Below are 17,551 nucleotides of genomic sequence, written 5' to 3' on the forward strand. Positions count from 1 at the left end.
ACGCGTCAGGCGCGTTCCTGCACGCACACCCACGGCGAGACGACGACGGCCCACAGCTCCGGATTGCGCGCGGCGTAGTCGGCAGCCGTTTCGGCCGGCATGCGCGCGACGAGGCCGGACGACAGCCAGCGCGTGACCTGTTCGGCATCGTCGTTGGCGACTGCTTCGGCGACGCTCACGAGATCGAGGTCGCGCGCGATCGACAGCAGCTTGCCCTGCGCGAAGAAGCGTTCGAGATCGCACCAGTCGATCTTGGCGGTTTCGCCGAGGAGTTTGGCGTAGAGCGGGCTGTGCGACGCGCCCGCGGCGGGGTGTTGATCAGAGGACATCGGTTTCTTGGAAAGACTGCGTGGCGCCACTATAAACCATCCGGTCGGGAGGGCCGAGCGCGGGCGGGCGGCTCATGCGTCGCGCAGCGCGCGGCGCACGATCTTGCCGGTCGCGGTCATCGGCAGGCTGTCGACGAACGCGATCGCGCGCGGATACTCGTGCGCGGCGAGCCGCGTGCGCACATGTGCCTGCAGCGCGCTCACGAGGGCGTCGTCGCCGACGTGGCCGGGGTTCAGCACGACGAACGCCTTGACGATCTCGGTACGCGTCGCGTCGGGCACGCCGACGACGGCCGCCATCCGCACCGCCGGATGCGTGAGCAGGCAGTCCTCGATCGGACCCGGGCCGATCCGGTAACCGGCGCTCGTGATCACGTCGTCGTCGCGGCCGACGAAGCGCACGAACCCGTCGGCGTCGATGGTGCCCGTATCGCCGGTGAGCAGGTAGTCGCCCGCGAACTTGTCGCGCGTCGCGGCGGGGTTGCGCCAGTATTCGAGAAACATCACCGGGTCGGGGCGGCGCACCGCGATGCGGCCCTCGACGCCCGGCGGCAGCGGCGTGCCGTCCGCATCGACGATCGCGACCGTGTGACCGGGCACCGCCTTGCCGATCGCGCCGGGCTGCGCATCGAACAGCGCCGCGCACGACGACAGCACCATGTTGCACTCGGTTTGCCCGTAGAACTCGTTGATCGTCACGCCGAGCGCGTCGCGGCCCCACGCCGTCAGTTCGGTGCCGAGCGATTCGCCGCCGCTTGCGACCGATTTCAGCGACAGCGCGTAGCGTTCGCGCGGCGCCGCGACGGCACGCATCAGCTTCAGCGCGGTGGGCGGCAGGAACGCATGGGTGACACCGTGCCGCGCCATCAGCGCGAACGCGGCTTCGCCGTCGAATTTCTCGAAGCGACGTGCGAGCACCGGCACGCCGTGATGCCATGACGGCAGCAGCACGTCGAGCAGCCCGCCGATCCATGCCCAGTCGGCGGGCGTCCAGAACAGGCGTGCGTCGCGCGGGAAGCACTGCTGCGACATCTCGACGCCCGGCAAGTGGCCGAGCAGCACGCGATGCGCGTGCAGCGCGCCTTTCGGTTTGCCGGTCGTGCCGGACGTGTAGATGATCACGGCCGGATCGTCGGCGGCCGTATCCGCCGGCACGAAATCCGGCGCTTCGGCGGCGAGCGCCGCGTCGTAGCGGAGCACGCCGGGCGTGTCGGGCGCGTCGTCGCCGATGCAGTAGACGGTATGCAGCGCCGGCAGCTGCGCGCGCAGCGGCGCGATCTTCGCGTAGCCGGCCGCGTCGGTGACGAGCGCGGCCGCCTCGCTGTTCGCGAGCCGGTACTCCAGCGCGTCGACGCCGAACAGCGCGAAGAGCGGTACCGCGATCGCGCCGAACTTGTACGCGGCGAGATGGGCGACGGCCGTTTCAGGGCCTTGCGCGAGAAAGATGCCGATCCGGTCGCCGCGCCGCAGGCCCGCGCGCGCAAAGCTGTTCGCGAGCCGATTAGAAGCATGCTTCAGTTCGTCGAACGTGATGCGGGAAACGTCGCCTTGCGCCGTTTCGTGGATCAGCGCCATGCGTCCGCTGCCGTCGGCCCATTTGTCGCACACGTCCACGCCGATGTTGTAGCGCGCCGGAATGTCCCAGCGGAAGCGGGAGAGGAGCAGGTCGTAGCGGTCGGCGGCGGGCAGCATCGCATGGTCTCCTGGGTGTCGAACGTGGCGCTGGGTGAACGGCTTACATCAGGATTTCACTCGGACGCATCCACAATGGTGTTTGCTGATAGGGAATGTTCGGACTCGTCCAATAGGCGGGGCTCAGTGCACGATTCCACAATGACGCATAAGATCAAGACAAAACAGTGGTGTGATCATGGATTTGCTTCTGATAGCTGCGGGGTTCAGCCTGATTGGAATCGGCGGGCTGGTGGCGTTTGCCCGCCACGTCGATCCGTTGTCCGGCCGTTTCACCGGACGTCTGCGCAAGCGCTGACTCGATTTTTTCCGTTTTCGCCGTGACGACACGCGATGCGCACCGGCATCGTGTGTCGTCTGTCGTGCGCTCAACGCGGCGGCAGGTAGCGTGACGGATCGATCGAGCGGCCGCCATAGCGCAGTTCGAAATGCAGCGCGACGCGATCGCTGTCGCTGTTGCCCATCTCCGCGATCGATTGCCCTTGCGTGACCGACTGGCCTTCCTTCACCAGCAGCGCGCGGTTGTGCGCGTAGGCCGTCAGGTAGTCGGCGTTGTGCTTCAGGATGATCAGGTTGCCGTAGCCGCGCAGCCCGTTACCGGCGTAGACCACGACGCCCGGCGCGGCCGCCACCACCGGCGTGCCCGGCGAGTTCGCGATGTCGATGCCCTTCGATTTCGAGCCATCGAACGTACGCACCACGTTGCCGGCTGCCGGCCAGATCAGCGCAATGCTCGTGGCCGGCTTCACCGCCGATTCGACCGGCGCGGACGGAGCCGGCCGCGCGCGGCCCGCGCTGCCGGTGCCGGTGGTCGACGGCGTCGATGCGGTGGCCGAGCCGGGCGGCGGCGCGACGCGCAGCACCTGCCCGACTTCGATCGCATCGGGGTTCGTCATCTGGTTCCAGCGCACGATGCTCTGGACCGACGTGCGGTTCGCGCGCGCGATCTTGTACAGCGTGTCGCCACGCTCGACGCGATAGAACCCGGGGCCGACGGGTGCGGAGCCGCACGCGACGAGCAGGGCGGCGCAGGCGGCTGCGAAGAGCCGCTTCGTTGTTGTTCCGAACATTGAACCTCGCAAAACCCTGCCGCGCGTGACGCGGCAGGCAACACAAAACGTCCGATTTTAACGGGTTCGACCCGCACGCCGCAGTTTCGGCTGCGGGCGCGGCCGTAGCGGCCCCGGTCCGATGCGTGTCGAATCAGCCGGCGAACGGGATCACGCGGATCCGCAGCGTCGCCGTTTCCGTCGCGCCCGGCGCGAGCAAGCGCAGCCCGCGGCCGTTGTGGATCGCGTCGGGCAGTCCGAGCCACGGCTCGACGCAATAGAAGTCCGAATCCGGCTTTTCGGTCCACGTCGTGACTGCGTACCACGGGATCGAGCCCGGCAGGTCCAGCGCGATCTCGACCGTGCGGCGGCGGCCCGGCATCACGATGCGCACCGGCGTGGATGGTTCGCCGTCGAGGCAGTGGAAGCGGTCGAGGATGTCCGCATCGTCGAGACGGTAACGGGCGTCGCCCGGTTCGAGCGGGCTGACCGAGCCGTCGGCACGCTGGTGGCAACGGTGGGTGGGCGGCAATTCGAGGAGGGTATCGGCCCGCTCGCCGTGTGGCAGCGCAAAGTAGAAATGGTGGCCGGCGTAGTAAGGCAGCGGCGTGTCGCCGCGATTGGTCGTCGTCAGCGCGACGTCGAGCGTATGTGCGTCGGCCAGCCGGTAGGTGGTTTCGAAGCGGAAATCGAACGGGTAGCTCGCGCGCAGCGCGTCGTTCGCGTCGAGCGTCATCGACAGCGCGGCGCCGTCGGCCGACGGGTGTGCATCGAACGGCAGATCGCGCGCGAAACCGTGCATCGGCAGGTCGCGGACCACGCCGGCGGCATCGCGCCAGCGGCCGATTTCACCGTCGACGCGGTGGCGGCCGAGGAACGGGAACAGCAGCGGATTGCCGCCGCGCACGCGGGCGAGATTGCTCCAGTCGGCGGTTTCCGGCCAGAAGATCACCGGCTCGCCATCGACGTGCCAGGACAGCAGGCGGCCGCCGAATTGCGGGGCGACCCGGACGAGCGACGGGCCGGCATGAAGTTCGTGAATGTCGTGTTGCTGGAAGATCGGCATGGCGAATCGGGTTGGGCGGGTGAGGGGAGCAACGTGCATTCCATTATCGGGCCGCGGGCGGTCCGGGAAAACCCTTCTCGGGAAATTGCGAGTTTTTAACGCTGTCAACCGTCGGGATAATGCCTCTAAACCGGTGATGTTGCCGGGTCATGACACTTCGTGGAGGGGCCATGGATCTGGCAATGGCAATGGGAATCGCACTGTTCGGCATGTTTACCGGCAGCACCGTATTATTTTTCTATCAGCTCGGCCGCTGACGGCAATTTCTGCCGAAACCGACAGGCCCGCCATGCAAATGGCGGGCTTTTTGCTTTCTGAGTGCTTACAAATTGCAAGCGTTTGTGTGCATTGCCGCAATATCCTGCCAAATGCCTTGGCGCGGTAATCCTGGCTCGGCATAATCGGGGCGCGTTTTTCAGGACGCGCATCGCGTCGTCCGCCTTCCTTCCCGCTTAATCTTCACTGAAAGGACCGACGCGTGAGCCTCTGGTTTCTGGTATTCCTGAGCGTCCTGCAGGGCGTCACCGAACTCTTCCCCGTCAGCAGCCTCGGCCATACGCTGCTCGTGCCGGCGCTGTTCGGCATGCACATCGACAAGCATGCGCCGCAGCTGTTGCCATTCCTCGTCGCGCTCCACCTCGGTACCGCGTTGGCGCTGCTGTGGTACTTCCGCGCGCGGTGGATCGCGCTGATCGGCGGTTTCTTCGCGCAGCTCGGCGGTCGCAAGAACGACGACGGGCACCTGATGTGGGCGCTGATCATCGGCACGATCCCGACCGGCATCGTCGGGCTGCTGCTCGAGAAGCGCATCGAACGCGTGTTTCACGACCTGCGGATCGTTGCGATCGCGCTGATCGTCAACGGCGTGTTGCTGTGGCTCGGCGATCGCATCCAGCGTAGCCGCGCGCACCAGCCGCCCGAGAAGATGACGTTCAAGCAGGCGTTCTTCGTCGGGCTCGCGCAGATCGGCGCGCTGATTCCGGGCTTCTCGCGCAGCGGGCTGACGATGATCGCCGGCAACGCGGCCGGGCTGACGGCGGAGAAGGCGGCGGAATTCTCGTTCCTGCTCGGCACGCCGATCATCTTTGCCGCGGGCGTGCTCGAACTGCCGAAGCTGTTCCATGCGCGCGACCAGCTCGCCGATGCGCTGCTCGGCGGCGTGCTGACGGCGATCGCCGCGTACCTCAGCGTGCGGTTCCTGATGCGCTATTTCGAAGGGCGCGGCCGGCTCGCGTCGTTCGGCGTGTATTGCGTGATCGCCGGGGTGGTCTGCCTCGGCTGGTTCATGCTGCATCCGCAGCCGGTTTGACGCGGCGGGCGCCGGTATCGCGTGATCTGGTGCGATGATCGGGTATAATTTCGGGCTCGGCTTCGTGCCGGGCCCGTTTTGTTTCGGGGGTTTGAGTTGTCGTGGGGCAGTGGGCGGGGTTGCTGCTGCTTCGTTACTCAGAGCCCGATGCCGAATGCCGGTCCGTGTCCGGCCGTGTCTTTTCTCCCCGACCGCCCTTAGCTCAGTTGGATAGAGCAACGGCCTTCTAAGCCGTAGGTCACACGTTCGAATCGTGTAGGGCGGGCCAATGAAATCAGCGCGTTGGCTGATGGCTTTCAAATTTCCCATCGTCGTCTGTCGGTATCCTCTTGTAGGCAGCGTGTAGATGTTTGCAGTCAGTCCGGAACACAACAAATCCATGTGAGACCGGAAGTTTTCACTGACAAATGCTTATTTTGATGGCGCCGTACGCCGCAATGTCGAGCCGGTCGCACGACACCACCAAGACAGGGCCGCAGATTTCGTATCCACAGGGCGGGATTGTCACGAAAGTGGAGCTGGGCCAGCCACAAGCGCTTGCCAGTGCCCATTCACGGTTGGTCTCCCGCAGCGAACCGTTTGATACCTGAAGTGCCATGCTCTCAACGCGGCGCGGTGTCGTTGTCATGAAACCGTGGTGTTTCGTGCGATTTTTAAGGAAGCAATGCGGTTAATTTTGCGAATCAAATGCTGCTCGATTCTATTTTTGTGGTTTTTACGTTGTGATTTTTGATGTCACAATTGTTTGAATAATTTCTTAAACTATTCCATAAAATTCGACTGTCATAAGTATCAGCTTTCGGTGCCGATGTTCGCGTTCTATGTTTGAAATGCATTGCGGGGTATGCATTCAAAAACGGCTGCGATGCGTAATCACACTTTATTGTGGAGAACGAAATGTCCGCACGAAGCACTGTTGTGAAGCTGCAAAACAACTCGGGCAGCACGTTGTTTCTGGACTCGGCATCGATCAATCTGCTGCATGGCGAATGGGTCACGTACCCGCCGGAGAAGATCCCGAATGGACAAACGGGGGAATGGGAGAGCGATTCCGACGGCTTCATGACCGGAACCGAGGGGAAGCTTCAATATCAATTTGCCGACGGTGGCGGTATCGAAAACTTGCGGATCTACTGGGACAACCCGTATTACGGCGGAAACGGATACTCGATAACCGTGAGCGCTGCCGGTTACAAAGTCGGTTACGACGGAGGCTCAGGAGACAATGCGACGGTCACTTTCTACATCAAGCAGGCCTGACTTGGTGTGATCGGCTCGCGCCCATTCCGATGGGCGCGAATGACGGCCAGGAGTCTGTATCCCAGGAGTAGGCTGACGGAGTGCGGGGGAAGCCGATGATCAGTATTAAGCGGAGCGCGCGGCCTCTGAAACTTGACGCAGGAGTTGAAGGATCACGGCTTGAGAGCGGGAGATTGCATCGGAAACCGATGTCATATCCAAGGTAGATGAACTCCATTGCTACCGTCGTGCCGGAAATCATCCCATCGGTCGATAGACACCGCACGGACGAACAGCATCAGCCTCGTCCATTTGTTTTGCATTCCTTTGCTTATTCCAACTGGACCGAATCGCGGCAGTCAACCCGAAACGCTGGCGCGTATTCATCCATCGTCACGGATACGGCACAGCGCACTAGTTGTCGAGGACATCGACATCGAACCGGGCGCCCCCGAAATCCGCTTGCCGCTCGGGCGGTCCGGACACGACAAGGCCACGACGTTCACGATGCTCGCAACGCGCGAGATGATCGCCGCGCCGTGCCCTGGCGCATCGATTTCCGCAACAAATCACCGCACTGACGACTGTATCGAAATGCTGGAAGGCGATCCCGCCCGATCGCGTCCACCCGCATTCCGTCGCCCCAGCGAAACGATTCTCGACAAACGGCGTCGATCCGCTCCTCCGGCTTGCAGTCGCAGGGGATGCCACCTATATATATGACTAATTGACTCGTACCACGGCAGCGGTGCGGCATGCGGCGGGGCGCACCATCGAATCAGAACAACCGGTGCCGAACGGGGGCCCAACATGGACGAGGGTGTGTCAGTCGCACGGATGTGTTCCGGCATCTGGTTCTGGAACGTACTGCACGCGCTCGCGTGTCCCGGCGGCCGGCGCGTGCTGGTGCTGTTCGCGTGCTGCACCGCACTGAGCGGCCAGGGCGCGGGCTTTGCAGCGGAACCCGGCGTGACCGACGACACGATCCGCCTGGGCATGGTCAACGCGCAGTCGGGCAATTCCGCCGGCCTCGGGCGCGGGCTGTTGATCGGTGCGCAAGCCGTATTCGACGACGCGAACGCTCACGGCGGCGTGCACGGGCGGAAAATCGACCTCGTCGTCGCCGACGACCGCTACGAACCCGACCGGACGGTGGACAACACGCTGGAAATGATCGAGCGGGGCAACGTCCTCGCGCTGTTCGGCTATGTCGGCACGCCGACAACCACCGCGGTGCTGCCGATGATCCGGGATGCCGGCATCCCGCTCGTCGGTACGTTCAGCGGCGCGATGGCGCTGCGCAGGCCGGTGATTCCGGAGGTTTTCAACATCCGGGCGAGCTATGACGACGAAACGCGCGCGCTGGTCGATCATTTGATCGTGCACGACCGCGCAAAGCGCTTCGCGGTGTTCTACCAGGACGACGGCTTCGGGCTCGCGGTGCTGGCCGGCACGCAACTGGCCCTGCGTCGCCATGGCCTCGACGTCGTCGCCACCGGCACGTTTCGCCGCGGCACGACGGCGGTCGACACGGGGCTCGCTGCCGTACTCGACGCGCGGCCCGACGTCGTCGTCATGGTCGGCCCGTATACGCCGGTCGCCGCATTCATTCGCGCGGCGCACCGCGAAGGCTTCGCGGCCCGTCTCGCGGCGGTGTCGTTCGTCGGCACCGACGACCTGTTGCGCCTGATCGGCGACGAAGCGAACGGCACGGTGATCTCGCAGGTCGTGCCGCTGCCGCAGAGCGAGCGCCCCGTGATCCGGGACTGTGCACGGCTGATCGCGCGGCGCTTTCCGGACGAGCACATCGGCGTGGTGCACATCGAGGGTTGTCTCGACGCGAAGGTCGCGCTGATCGGGCTGGAACGCGCGGGGCCGGCACCCACCCGGGCGACGCTGAAGCAGGCGCTCGAGTCGATCCGGCATCTCGATCTCGGCGGTCTGGTGGCCAATCTGAGCACCGACGATCACCAGGCGCTGAACGACGTGTTCCTCACCGAAATCGCGCACGGCCGCGTCACGCCGCTCGTCGTGCCGGCGCAATGAGCGGACGGATGGCCGCCGAGCCATCCCGATCCTGGAGGGCTGCATGGACATCAAGGCGAAACTCGTCACCAGCACCAGCCTGATGCTGCTGGGGGCGGTGGCGATTTCGGTGACCAGCCTGATCGCGGTGCACGGCATCGCGTCCGGCGTGCGCACGCTGACGACGGAATCGCTGCCGCTGCAGATGCGCAGCAACGAACTCCAGCGCGCCTATGCGGAACTTGCGGTGGAGTTCGGCCGGCTCCAGCACGCGCAGGATGCGTCGGAGCGACAGCAGTCGTCGTCGGAGATCGAAACGCAATTGCAGCGGATTGCCGGCATCACGGCCGCCGTGCGCGCGATCGACGGGCACGGCATCGCCGAACCGTCCACCGACCTGCGGACGATGTTCCGTTCGATGAACGAAGGGATCGACAAGCGCCTGCGCGACGATGCGCAGCTCGTCGCCGAGCGCCGGCTGATCGAAGGCCTGCAGGCACGGGGCGCCACGCTGCTGACCGAGATCGGCAAGGAAATCGAGCGGCTGGACGACGATGCCGATGCGGCGGTGAGCGGCGCGCTCGCGGCCAACACCGCCTACAACCGGACGATTCATGCACTGGATCAGGTTCGCACGAACGTCAAGGACATCATGACGATCGCCGGCCGCGTCGACGTCGCGCCGAACCGGTACCGGCTCGCGCCGCTGCGCGAGCGCATGCAGGCGTCGCTCGACGGCGCACGCAATGCGCTCACGATCGCGGCGCCGAACCTCGATGCCGCCACCGCACAGGGGGTGACGAGCGCGCTGGGGCGCGTGGCGGCCGACATCCTCGACGGTCAGGACGGCTTCGTCGCGCTGCGCGGCGCCCTGTTCGCCGAATCCTCCGTCGCGCCCCGCTACCGCGCGAAGGAGGACAGGGTGCTGCAGTCGCTCGATGCGCTGGACGCGAAGCTCGCGGAGATCGCGGACCCGTTCGCGTTGCAGATCGTCAAGGCGCGACGGCGCCTCGACGACGCGATCGAATTCCGGCGGCGAGCCGCGCGGGTTGCATCGCTGTCGGCGGTCGTGAGCGGCGGCATCAACGCATTGGCGTTCGACCTGCGCATGATCGCGCAAAGCGACAGCGCCGACCGTCTGAAGCGCGCCGACGACGAACTGCGCAAGAGTATCGGCGCGCTGACCGCATCCGCCGGCGCGCTGCGCGATGCGCTCGCCGCGGACGGCCCGGGCAACGCGAAGCGCGCGCAGGATGTCGTCGGGCTGACCACGGCGCTCGGTGGATCCGCGCGCCGCATCCTCGCCGTGAAGTCCGACATGCTGTCCAACGACGTGGCCATGCAGCGCATCGTCGCGGACGTCGACACGACGGCCAATCGCCTCGCGGCCTACACGGAGCAGGAAGCCGTGCGTGTCGATCTTCAGCAGCGCGGCATCGTATCGGACGTCTACCGGGCCGTGGCGACCGCGATTCTGATGATCGTGGGGGTATCGTTCCTGCTCGCGATCGGCGGGCTGGTGATCAGCCATCGGCTCGGCACGTCGATCTCGCGGCCGCTGTCGAACCTGACGCGCACGATGGCCCGCATTCGCAGCGGCAGCGACTTGTCGTTGCGCATGACGCACAAAGGCAGCGACGAAGTCGCCGTGCTGATTGCCGGCTTCAACATGATGCTCGACGAAATCGAGCGCCGCGACGTCGCGTTGCAGGCGGCGATCGCCACGGCCGAAGCCGCGAATTCGGCGAAATCGGAGTTTCTCGCGCGGATGAGTCACGAGATCCGCACGCCGATGAACGGCGTGCTCGGCATGACCGAACTGCTGCAGCGCACGCGGCTGACGTCGAAGCAGCGCAAGTTCGTCGACACCGTGTATCGATCGGGCCAGACGCTGCTCGTCCTCATCGACGACATTCTGGATTTCTCGAAGATCGAGGCGGGCAAGCTGACGCTGGAGCGCATCGATTTCAATCTGCATCAATTGCTCGACGATGTCGTCGCGCTGCTGGAGCCCAACGCGCAGCGCAAGGCGCTTGCGCTCGAGTTCCGGCGCGGCGACACCGTTCCGGAGTGGATGCGCGGCGACCCGGTGCGGTTGCGCCAGGTGCTCACGAACCTGCTGGGCAACGCGATCAAGTTCACCGAGCACGGGCACGTCGCGCTCGGCGCATCGTATTCGGACGACGGCCGCATCGTGTTCACGATCGCCGACAGCGGCATCGGCATCGCGCCCGAGGTGGCCGCGCAGTTGTTCCGGCCGTTCCAGCAGGCCGACAACTCGATCGCGCGCAAATACGGCGGAACCGGGCTCGGTCTGGTGATTTCCCGCCAGCTGGCCGAGATGATGGGCGGCGAGCTCACGCTCGAATCGACGCCCGGCAAGGGTTCGGTATTTACCGTGACGACCCGGTTCGAGCCGGCATCCGGCGAGGTCGGCGTAGCAGCCGATGCACGACCGTCGCTCGCGGGCCTGAAGGTGCTGATCGTGGACGACAGCGAGACCGATCGCAGCGTGCTGCTCGAACACGCGATCGAATGGCAGCTGTGCGTCGCCACGGCGATCGGCGGCGACGACGCACTGTCGCAGTTGCGCGCGGCGGTCGCCGACGGCGCGCCGTTCGATCTGGCGATCGTCGACGTGCGGATGCCGGGCATGGATGGCATCTCGCTCGTGCAGCACATCCGCCGCGATCCGTCGTTGCGTGCGCTCAGGATCATCACGCTGACCGCGTTCGAGATGATGGACAGCGTCCTGGTCGCGCACGAACTCGACATCGCCGCCCGGCTGACGAAGCCGCTTCGTGGCGCCGCTCTCCATACGGCCATCGCGTCGGCGATGCACGTGATGCCGCCGCGGCTGAATTCGCCGGAACCGCTATCTGACGACGCCGGCGCCGGCCCGGGCCGGCCGCTCGATGCGATTTCGGCGCGCGTGCTGCTGGTGGAGGACAACGTCGTGAATCAGCAGATCGCGCTCGCGATGCTGGAGGACACCGCCTATCAGGTGGCGGTGGCCGACGACGGCGAGCAGGCGCTGAATCGCCTGGCCGACGACGTATTCGACGTCGTGCTGATGGACTGCCAGATGCCGCGGCTCGACGGCTTCGAGGCGACGCGGCAGTTGCGCCGTCGCGAAGCCGAAGCCGGCGCGCCGCGCATGCCGGTCATCGCGTTGACGGCCAATGCGCTCAGCGGCGACCGCGAGCGCTGTCTGGCCGCCGGCATGGACGACTATCTCGGCAAGCCGTTTCGCCGCGATGCGTTGCTGCAGATGCTCGCGCGCCATGTCGGCGGCGCGGCGTGCGCGCCGGCTACCGGAACCGATGCGGCAACGACGGGCGGCGGCGTCGAAGCGAAGCCGGAAGCGACGGGGGGCGCCGCCATCGATCCGGATGACGAAGCAAGCGTGATCGACCATAAGGCGCTCGATGCGTTGCGCGCGCTGCAGCGGCCGGGCCGCCCGGATGTCCTGACGCGGATCATCGATCAATTCACGGCGGATGCGCCGCGGCTGATCCGCGACATGCAGGCGGCGGTCGAAGCGGGCGACGCCGATGCGCTGAAGCTGGCCGCTCATACGCTGAAATCGAGCAGCGCGAACGTCGGCGCGCACTTGCTGTCGGCGCGTTGCCGCGAGATCGAGCGGCTCGCGCGCGCCGCCGACGTGGACGCGGCGGTGGAACTGGTCGCCGGCACGGAAGCGGAGTTCGGGCACGCGCATGCGGCGTTGATCGCGGAGCGCGTGGACGGTTGAAGGGACGCCGGCCGATCGCCATGACGATCGCGCGGCAGTACAACAGGAGGACGGTCGTGAACGACGAGCATGCTGATGTACCGACGATTCTGATCATCGACGACGATGCGATGACGCGCCTGCTGGTCGTGGAAACGCTCGAACCGGAAGGCTTTCGCGTCGAGGAAGCGACGGGTCCGCAGGCGGGTATCGATGCGTTCCTGCGCCATCGTCCGGTCGTCGTGCTGCTCGACGTCGAAATGCCCGGCGGCGACGGATTCGACTGTTGCCGGGCGCTGCGCGCGTTGCCCGAGGGCCGCCGCGTGCCGATCGTCATGCTCACGGGCAACGACGACGACGCGTCGATCGCCAGCGCGTTCGACGCCGGCGCGACCGACTTCGTGTCCAAGCCGATGCGGTGGAAACTGCTCGGCTATCGGGTCCGTTATCTGTTGCGCGCGGCCGCGGCGGTCGAAAAGCTGGCGACGACCGAAGTCAGCCTCACGCATGCGCAGGCGCTCGCGCACCTCGGCAACTGGGAATACCAGGCCGGGCGGACGGACGGCTACTGGTCGCCGGAGCTGTACCGGATTCTCGGCCTCGACGCCGCCCATACGCCGCCGACGTTCGAACGGCTCGTGCAGGCCGTTCCGCCCGACGAGCAGCCGCTGCTCGTGCAGTCCTACGCGAGCCTGCGCACCGAAGGCGTCGCGTTCTCGATCGAGCATCGGCTGATCCACGCGGACGGCACCGAGCGCTACGTGCTGCATCAGGCGGAGTCCGGCCGCGATCCGAATCACGCGATCATCCTGCGCGGCATCGTCCAGGACATCACCGAGCGCAAGATGCAGCAGGGCCGCATCGAATACCTCGCCAATCACGACGCGCTGACCGGCCTGCCGAACCGCAACCTGCTCGGCGACCGGATGGAGCAGGCGATGTCGCAGGCGCGGCGCACCGGGCAACTGATCGCGGTGATGGTGCTCGACCTGGACCGCTTCAAGCACATCAACGACAGCTTCGGCCACTCGGCGGGCGACGGGCTGCTGCGGGTCGTCGCCGCGCGGCTCAAGAGTTCGGTGCGCGACGGCGACACGGTCGCGCGGCTTGGCGGCGACGAGTTCGTCGTGATGCTGGTCAACCTGTCGACGGCGTCGGACGCGGACGCGATCGCCCGCAAGATCCTGGACACCTTCGTCGCGCCGTTCGTGCTCGACGGCCACGACCTGCACGTGACGACGAGCGTCGGCGTCAGCCTTTACCCGACCGACGGCACCGACGCGGAGACGCTGCTGAAGACGGCCGATGCCGCGCTGTATTGCGCGAAGGAACACGGACGCAACTGCTATAGCTTCTATACGCGCGAACTGGGCGCGCGCGTCGAGGAGCACGCCATCCTCGAAAACGCGCTGCACCAGGCCGTCTCGAACGGCGAGCTCGAGCTGTACTACCAGCCGAAGGTCGATCTCAAGACCGGCCAGATCAGCGGCGTCGAAGCGCTGATTCGCTGGCGACGCCCGGGAATCGGCGTGATTCCGCCCGACCGCTTCATCCCGATCGCCGAAGAAACCGGGCTGATTCTGCCGATCGGAGAATGGGTGTTGCGCACCGCGTGCGCCCAGGCCGTCGCGTGGCGCCGGGAAGGGCATCCGCCGATCCGGATTGCCGTCAACCTGTCCGCGCGCCAGTTCCGGCAGCAGGACGTGGCCCACCTGGTGCGAACTGCGCTCGCGGAAACCGGTCTCGAGCCGGACTCGCTCGAACTGGAGCTGACCGAAAGCGTGTTGATGGAGGACTCCAATGCGATCGCACATACGCTGCGCGAACTGAAGGCGCTCGGCGTCGTGCTGTCGCTGGACGATTTCGGCACCGGCTATTCGAGCCTGTCCTACCTGAAGGACTTGCCGATCGACGTCGTCAAGATCGATCGTTCGTTCCTCAGCGACGTCACCACCAGCGCGGAAGGCGCGTCGTTGACGCGCTCGATCATCGCGATGGCCGAGTCGCTGCACATGGAGACGGTGGCCGAGGGCGTGGAGACGGAAGCCCAGCTGTCGTTCCTGAACCGGCATCGCTGCCATGCGATGCAGGGCTACTACTTCAGCCATCCGGTCACCGGCGACGAGATCGCCGACATGCTGTCCGCCGGCTCGGAGCTGCCCGAGCACTGCCGGCAGCGCGAACTGCTGCACCGCACGCTGCTGCTGGTGGACGACGACCGCGCGGTGCTGCAGATGCTCCGGCAGGCGCTCGGCCGCGACGGCTACGAGATTCTCGACACCACCGATCCCGACGAAGCGCTCGACCTGCTGGCCCAGCATCGCGTCGGCGTGATCGTGTCGGACTTCCGGATGTCGAGCGTGTCCGGGCTCGACCTGCTGCAGCGGGTCAAGGCGCTGTACCCGGACATCGTGCGCATCCTGCTGTCCAGCTACGGCGACGGCGCGTCGATCGCCGACGCGTCCGGCAACGGGTCCGTTCAGAAGCTGCTGATCAAGCCATGGGACGTCGCGCTGCTGCGCAAGCACATTGCCGAGTCGTTTCAGCGGTTCGAGCACACGTCGCTGAGCGGCGGGGATCTCGGGGTGGCGCGCCTCGGCATTCGCCGGACTCCGCCGCGGTCTCTCGACGTGACGGAACCGCGCAATCGCCCTTGACCGGAAGCCGCCGCCGCGCGTTATTGTCCGCAGTTGTGACGGCACGTGAATGGACCTGGACAGTGCAATCGTGGATCACGCCGTGCGACGCTGATCGAGCAGCACGTGGTGCCCGGATCGATCGCCAAGGATCGATACCCAGGTAATAAGGAGGATTGCGCGGCGGTCAAAAATTGAACAAATGCGTAAATTGTTCCCGGTTCCGGAAATCGCCCATCCGAAGCAGTAAGGATTCTTAATCGGGCTCGCGATGACATCATCCGGGGCGCAGTAATTACCCCGGGCGTCGGATTCCGGATTTACTTGTGCACGGGCATTTTCATAAATACATTTCGACGCCAAATTATTTGAAAACGCCAAAAAAATTGTCTATACCCTAGACGAATTAGCCTGATCCGCATCGTGCCGATGCGGGCACGCAACAAGCGGGCGCGGGCAATGGCCGACACCAGCAACCGCGCGTTGCAGCGATCGAATGGATTCCGGGGGATGCGAACGGCCCGTTGCCCGGGCTGCCGCATGAGTCGTGAATGGGCGAACGCAGTGCGCGCCACCGAAGCAACACCGCGTCTTTACATTCAACGGTCGATCAACGACCCCGTCACACGGAGGTTGTCATGCTGCACTACGTCAAATCCCTGCTGCGTGATGAACGCGGCGTCAGCTCGCTCGAATACGCGGTTCTCGCCGGCATCGTGGTCGTCGCGCTGGCGGCGGTCGGGGTGATCCTGAGCAGCAACACCGGTGGCCTGCCGGCCGTGTTCACGTCGCTGATCAACAAGGTCACCGCGCTGATCTGACTTCCCTGAACCCGCGCGCCGCCGACGAATACACGGATCCGCAGCGGTACGACGTATCCAGCCGGGGCGCACCGACGGACGGCTCTCCGATGCTCCATCTCGTACAGTCGGCGGCGACGCTGGTGCTGATGTCGCTCGTGCTGCAGGACGTGCGCACGCGGCGCCTGTCGAACCGCGCGGTGCTCGCGTTCGCGATGCTGTATTTCGTCGCGGCCGCGCTCGCGCGCGACGGGCTCGCGCAGCTCGCCGCTCACGTGGGGACCGCGGCGGCGATGCTGCTGCTGTTCGCCGGACTGCGTCACGCCGGCTGGATCGGCGGCGGCGACGTGAAGCTGGCGGCGGCCGTCTTCCTGTGGGCCGGGCCGGGCCTCGCGCTGCCGGTGCTGACGATCGTCGGCGCGAGCGGCGCGGCGTGCGGCCTCGCCGTGCTCGCGGCCGTCGCATGGCAGCGCTGGCGCATCGCACCGGCGCGCACGATCGACACGCGCGGTGTGCCGTACGGCGTCGCGCTTTCGCTCGGCGGCGCACTGGCCGTCTGGGCGCCGTTTCCTCACGCGGTTTCGCTCACCTAGCGGGGACGCACGCCGCCATGCCCAAACCTCTGAGAATGGCCGTGCTGATCATCGCTGCCGCCGTCGGTGCGTTCGTCCTGCGCCAGCTCTATGTCGCCGCGTCGACGCCGGCGGCGCCCGGCGCGGCGAGCGACGTCAACGTGCGCGTCGCGGCGGCCGACCTGCCCGAAGGGCTGCTGCTGCGCGACAACGATCTCGCGTGGAAGCGCATCCCGAGCGCGCAGGTGCCGGCCGGCGCATTCGTCGAGTCCCAGCCGGGCGCGGAGCTCAAGGGTGCGCTGCTGCGCAACCGCGTCGACGCCGGTACGCCGATCCGCGCGGACAACGTGATTCCGGCTGGCGCGCCGGACTTTCTCGCGGCCGCGCTGCAACCGGGCATGCGCGCGATCTCGGTGCCGGTCGACGACGTGTCGGGCAACGCAGGGCTGATCCAGCCGGGCGACTTCGTCGACGTCGTGCTCACGCAGCAGATCGGGGGTTCCGCGACGACACCCGGCACGTTCGAAGCGGAGACGGTCGTGCGCCGTGCTCGCGTGCTCGCCGTCGGCTCGGAATTCCAGCGCGCGAAGGCGCCCGCGAGCGCGCCCGATGCACCGGTGCGCGCGCGCACGGTCACGCTCGAGGTCGCGCCGCGCACGGCCCAGGTCGTGCTGGTCGCGACGCGCCTCGGTTCGCTGTCGCTCGCGCTGCGCAGCTTCGCGACGAGCGACCGCCGCGATGCGGCGGGCGGCGCCGAACAGGAGCCCGATACGCCGCCGGTGTGGGCCGGCGACGTATCGCGCGCGTTCCGCGACGCGGCGCGCTCGCCGTCCGCGAAAGCCGACACGGGCGCGCGGCCGGCACCGCAGGGCAATACGGTGGTGATCTATCGCGGTTCATCGGTGGATGACGGCTCGCGTGGCGGAGGCGGTGGTGTGGGTACGCCGGGCCTTCCGCCGCTGCCATCCGGCTGGCCGGGCACGCCGGTTGCGCCGGCTGCGCCCGCCGCGGGCAATGCCGCCGCCGACGCGACGGCGCAGGTGCCGCGGGCGGCGGTCGCGCAGTGACGCGATGACGAGGTGTCGATTCGGAACCGGCCGC

12 protein-coding genes and 1 tRNA gene are annotated in these 17,551 nt (G+C 66.4%); 9 read left to right on the forward strand and 4 right to left on the reverse strand.

Going from position 1 to position 17,551, the window contains the following annotated elements; all coding sequences use genetic code 11:
* Positions 1-5 precede the first annotated feature (5 nt).
* The 4 genes from QZM15_RS14965 to QZM15_RS14980 all read right to left on the reverse strand — a co-directional run bounded on the left by QZM15_RS14965 (position 6) and on the right by QZM15_RS14980 (position 4,136).
* Positions 6-329 (reverse strand): DUF2288 domain-containing protein, encoded by a 324-nt coding sequence (locus tag QZM15_RS14965; protein WP_059573853.1) that lies wholly within the window; start codon positions 327-329, stop codon positions 6-8.
* A 72-nt stretch (positions 330-401) separates the two neighbouring features.
* Positions 402-2,021 (reverse strand): acyl-CoA synthetase, encoded by a 1,620-nt coding sequence (locus tag QZM15_RS14970; RefSeq protein ID WP_302106647.1) that lies wholly within the window; start codon positions 2,019-2,021, stop codon positions 402-404.
* A 368-nt stretch (positions 2,022-2,389) separates the two neighbouring features.
* On the reverse strand, positions 2,390-3,091 hold the full coding sequence (locus QZM15_RS14975) for a peptidoglycan DD-metalloendopeptidase family protein (protein ID WP_060011529.1): 702 nt from the start codon (positions 3,089-3,091) through the stop codon (positions 2,390-2,392).
* Between the two features lie 133 nt (positions 3,092-3,224).
* Positions 3,225-4,136 (reverse strand): aldose epimerase, encoded by a 912-nt coding sequence (locus QZM15_RS14980; RefSeq protein ID WP_302106648.1) that lies wholly within the window; start codon positions 4,134-4,136, stop codon positions 3,225-3,227.
* A 478-nt stretch (positions 4,137-4,614) separates the two neighbouring features.
* Here QZM15_RS14980 and QZM15_RS14985 point away from each other — a divergent pair, with 478 nt between their 5' ends.
* From QZM15_RS14985 to cpaB, 9 genes are all read left to right on the forward strand, one after another.
* Positions 4,615-5,445 carry an undecaprenyl-diphosphate phosphatase gene (locus QZM15_RS14985; RefSeq protein WP_059644280.1) on the forward strand — a complete coding sequence of 277 codons (831 nt, stop codon included), beginning with the start codon at positions 4,615-4,617 and terminating at the stop codon, positions 5,443-5,445.
* Positions 5,446-5,636: 191 nt separating this feature from the next.
* Positions 5,637-5,713: transfer RNA gene (locus QZM15_RS14990), tRNA-Arg, on the forward strand.
* A gap of 629 nt (positions 5,714-6,342) precedes the next feature.
* Positions 6,343-6,705, forward strand: a complete 363-nt coding sequence (locus QZM15_RS14995; RefSeq protein ID WP_059574313.1) for an aegerolysin family protein — start codon at positions 6,343-6,345, stop codon at positions 6,703-6,705.
* A gap of 801 nt (positions 6,706-7,506) precedes the next feature.
* Positions 7,507-8,730: an ABC transporter substrate-binding protein gene (locus tag QZM15_RS15000; protein ID WP_275934225.1), complete on the forward strand. Its 1,224-nt coding sequence runs from the start codon at positions 7,507-7,509 to the stop codon at positions 8,728-8,730.
* 43 nt (positions 8,731-8,773) lie between these two features.
* Complete coding sequence (locus tag QZM15_RS15005; protein WP_302106649.1) at positions 8,774-12,463, forward strand: response regulator; 3,690 nt, start codon at positions 8,774-8,776, stop codon at positions 12,461-12,463.
* A 56-nt stretch (positions 12,464-12,519) separates the two neighbouring features.
* Complete coding sequence (locus QZM15_RS15010) at positions 12,520-15,099, forward strand: EAL domain-containing protein (protein WP_226093747.1); 2,580 nt, start codon at positions 12,520-12,522, stop codon at positions 15,097-15,099.
* A gap of 617 nt (positions 15,100-15,716) precedes the next feature.
* Complete coding sequence (locus QZM15_RS15015) at positions 15,717-15,899, forward strand: Flp family type IVb pilin (RefSeq protein ID WP_050013708.1); 183 nt, start codon at positions 15,717-15,719, stop codon at positions 15,897-15,899.
* An 89-nt stretch (positions 15,900-15,988) separates the two neighbouring features.
* A complete protein-coding gene (locus QZM15_RS15020; protein WP_226093748.1) occupies positions 15,989-16,471 on the forward strand; it encodes a prepilin peptidase in 483 nt (160 codons plus the stop codon).
* Positions 16,472-16,488: 17 nt separating this feature from the next.
* Entirely contained in the window at positions 16,489-17,517 is a 1,029-nt protein-coding gene (gene cpaB / locus QZM15_RS15025) for a Flp pilus assembly protein CpaB (RefSeq protein ID WP_226093749.1), read from the forward strand.
* The last annotated feature ends 34 nt before the right edge of the window (positions 17,518-17,551 follow it).

Source organism: Burkholderia sp. AU44665, assembly GCF_030504405.1.
In the GTDB taxonomy this organism is placed as follows: Bacteria; Pseudomonadota; Gammaproteobacteria; order Burkholderiales; family Burkholderiaceae; genus Burkholderia; species Burkholderia semiarida.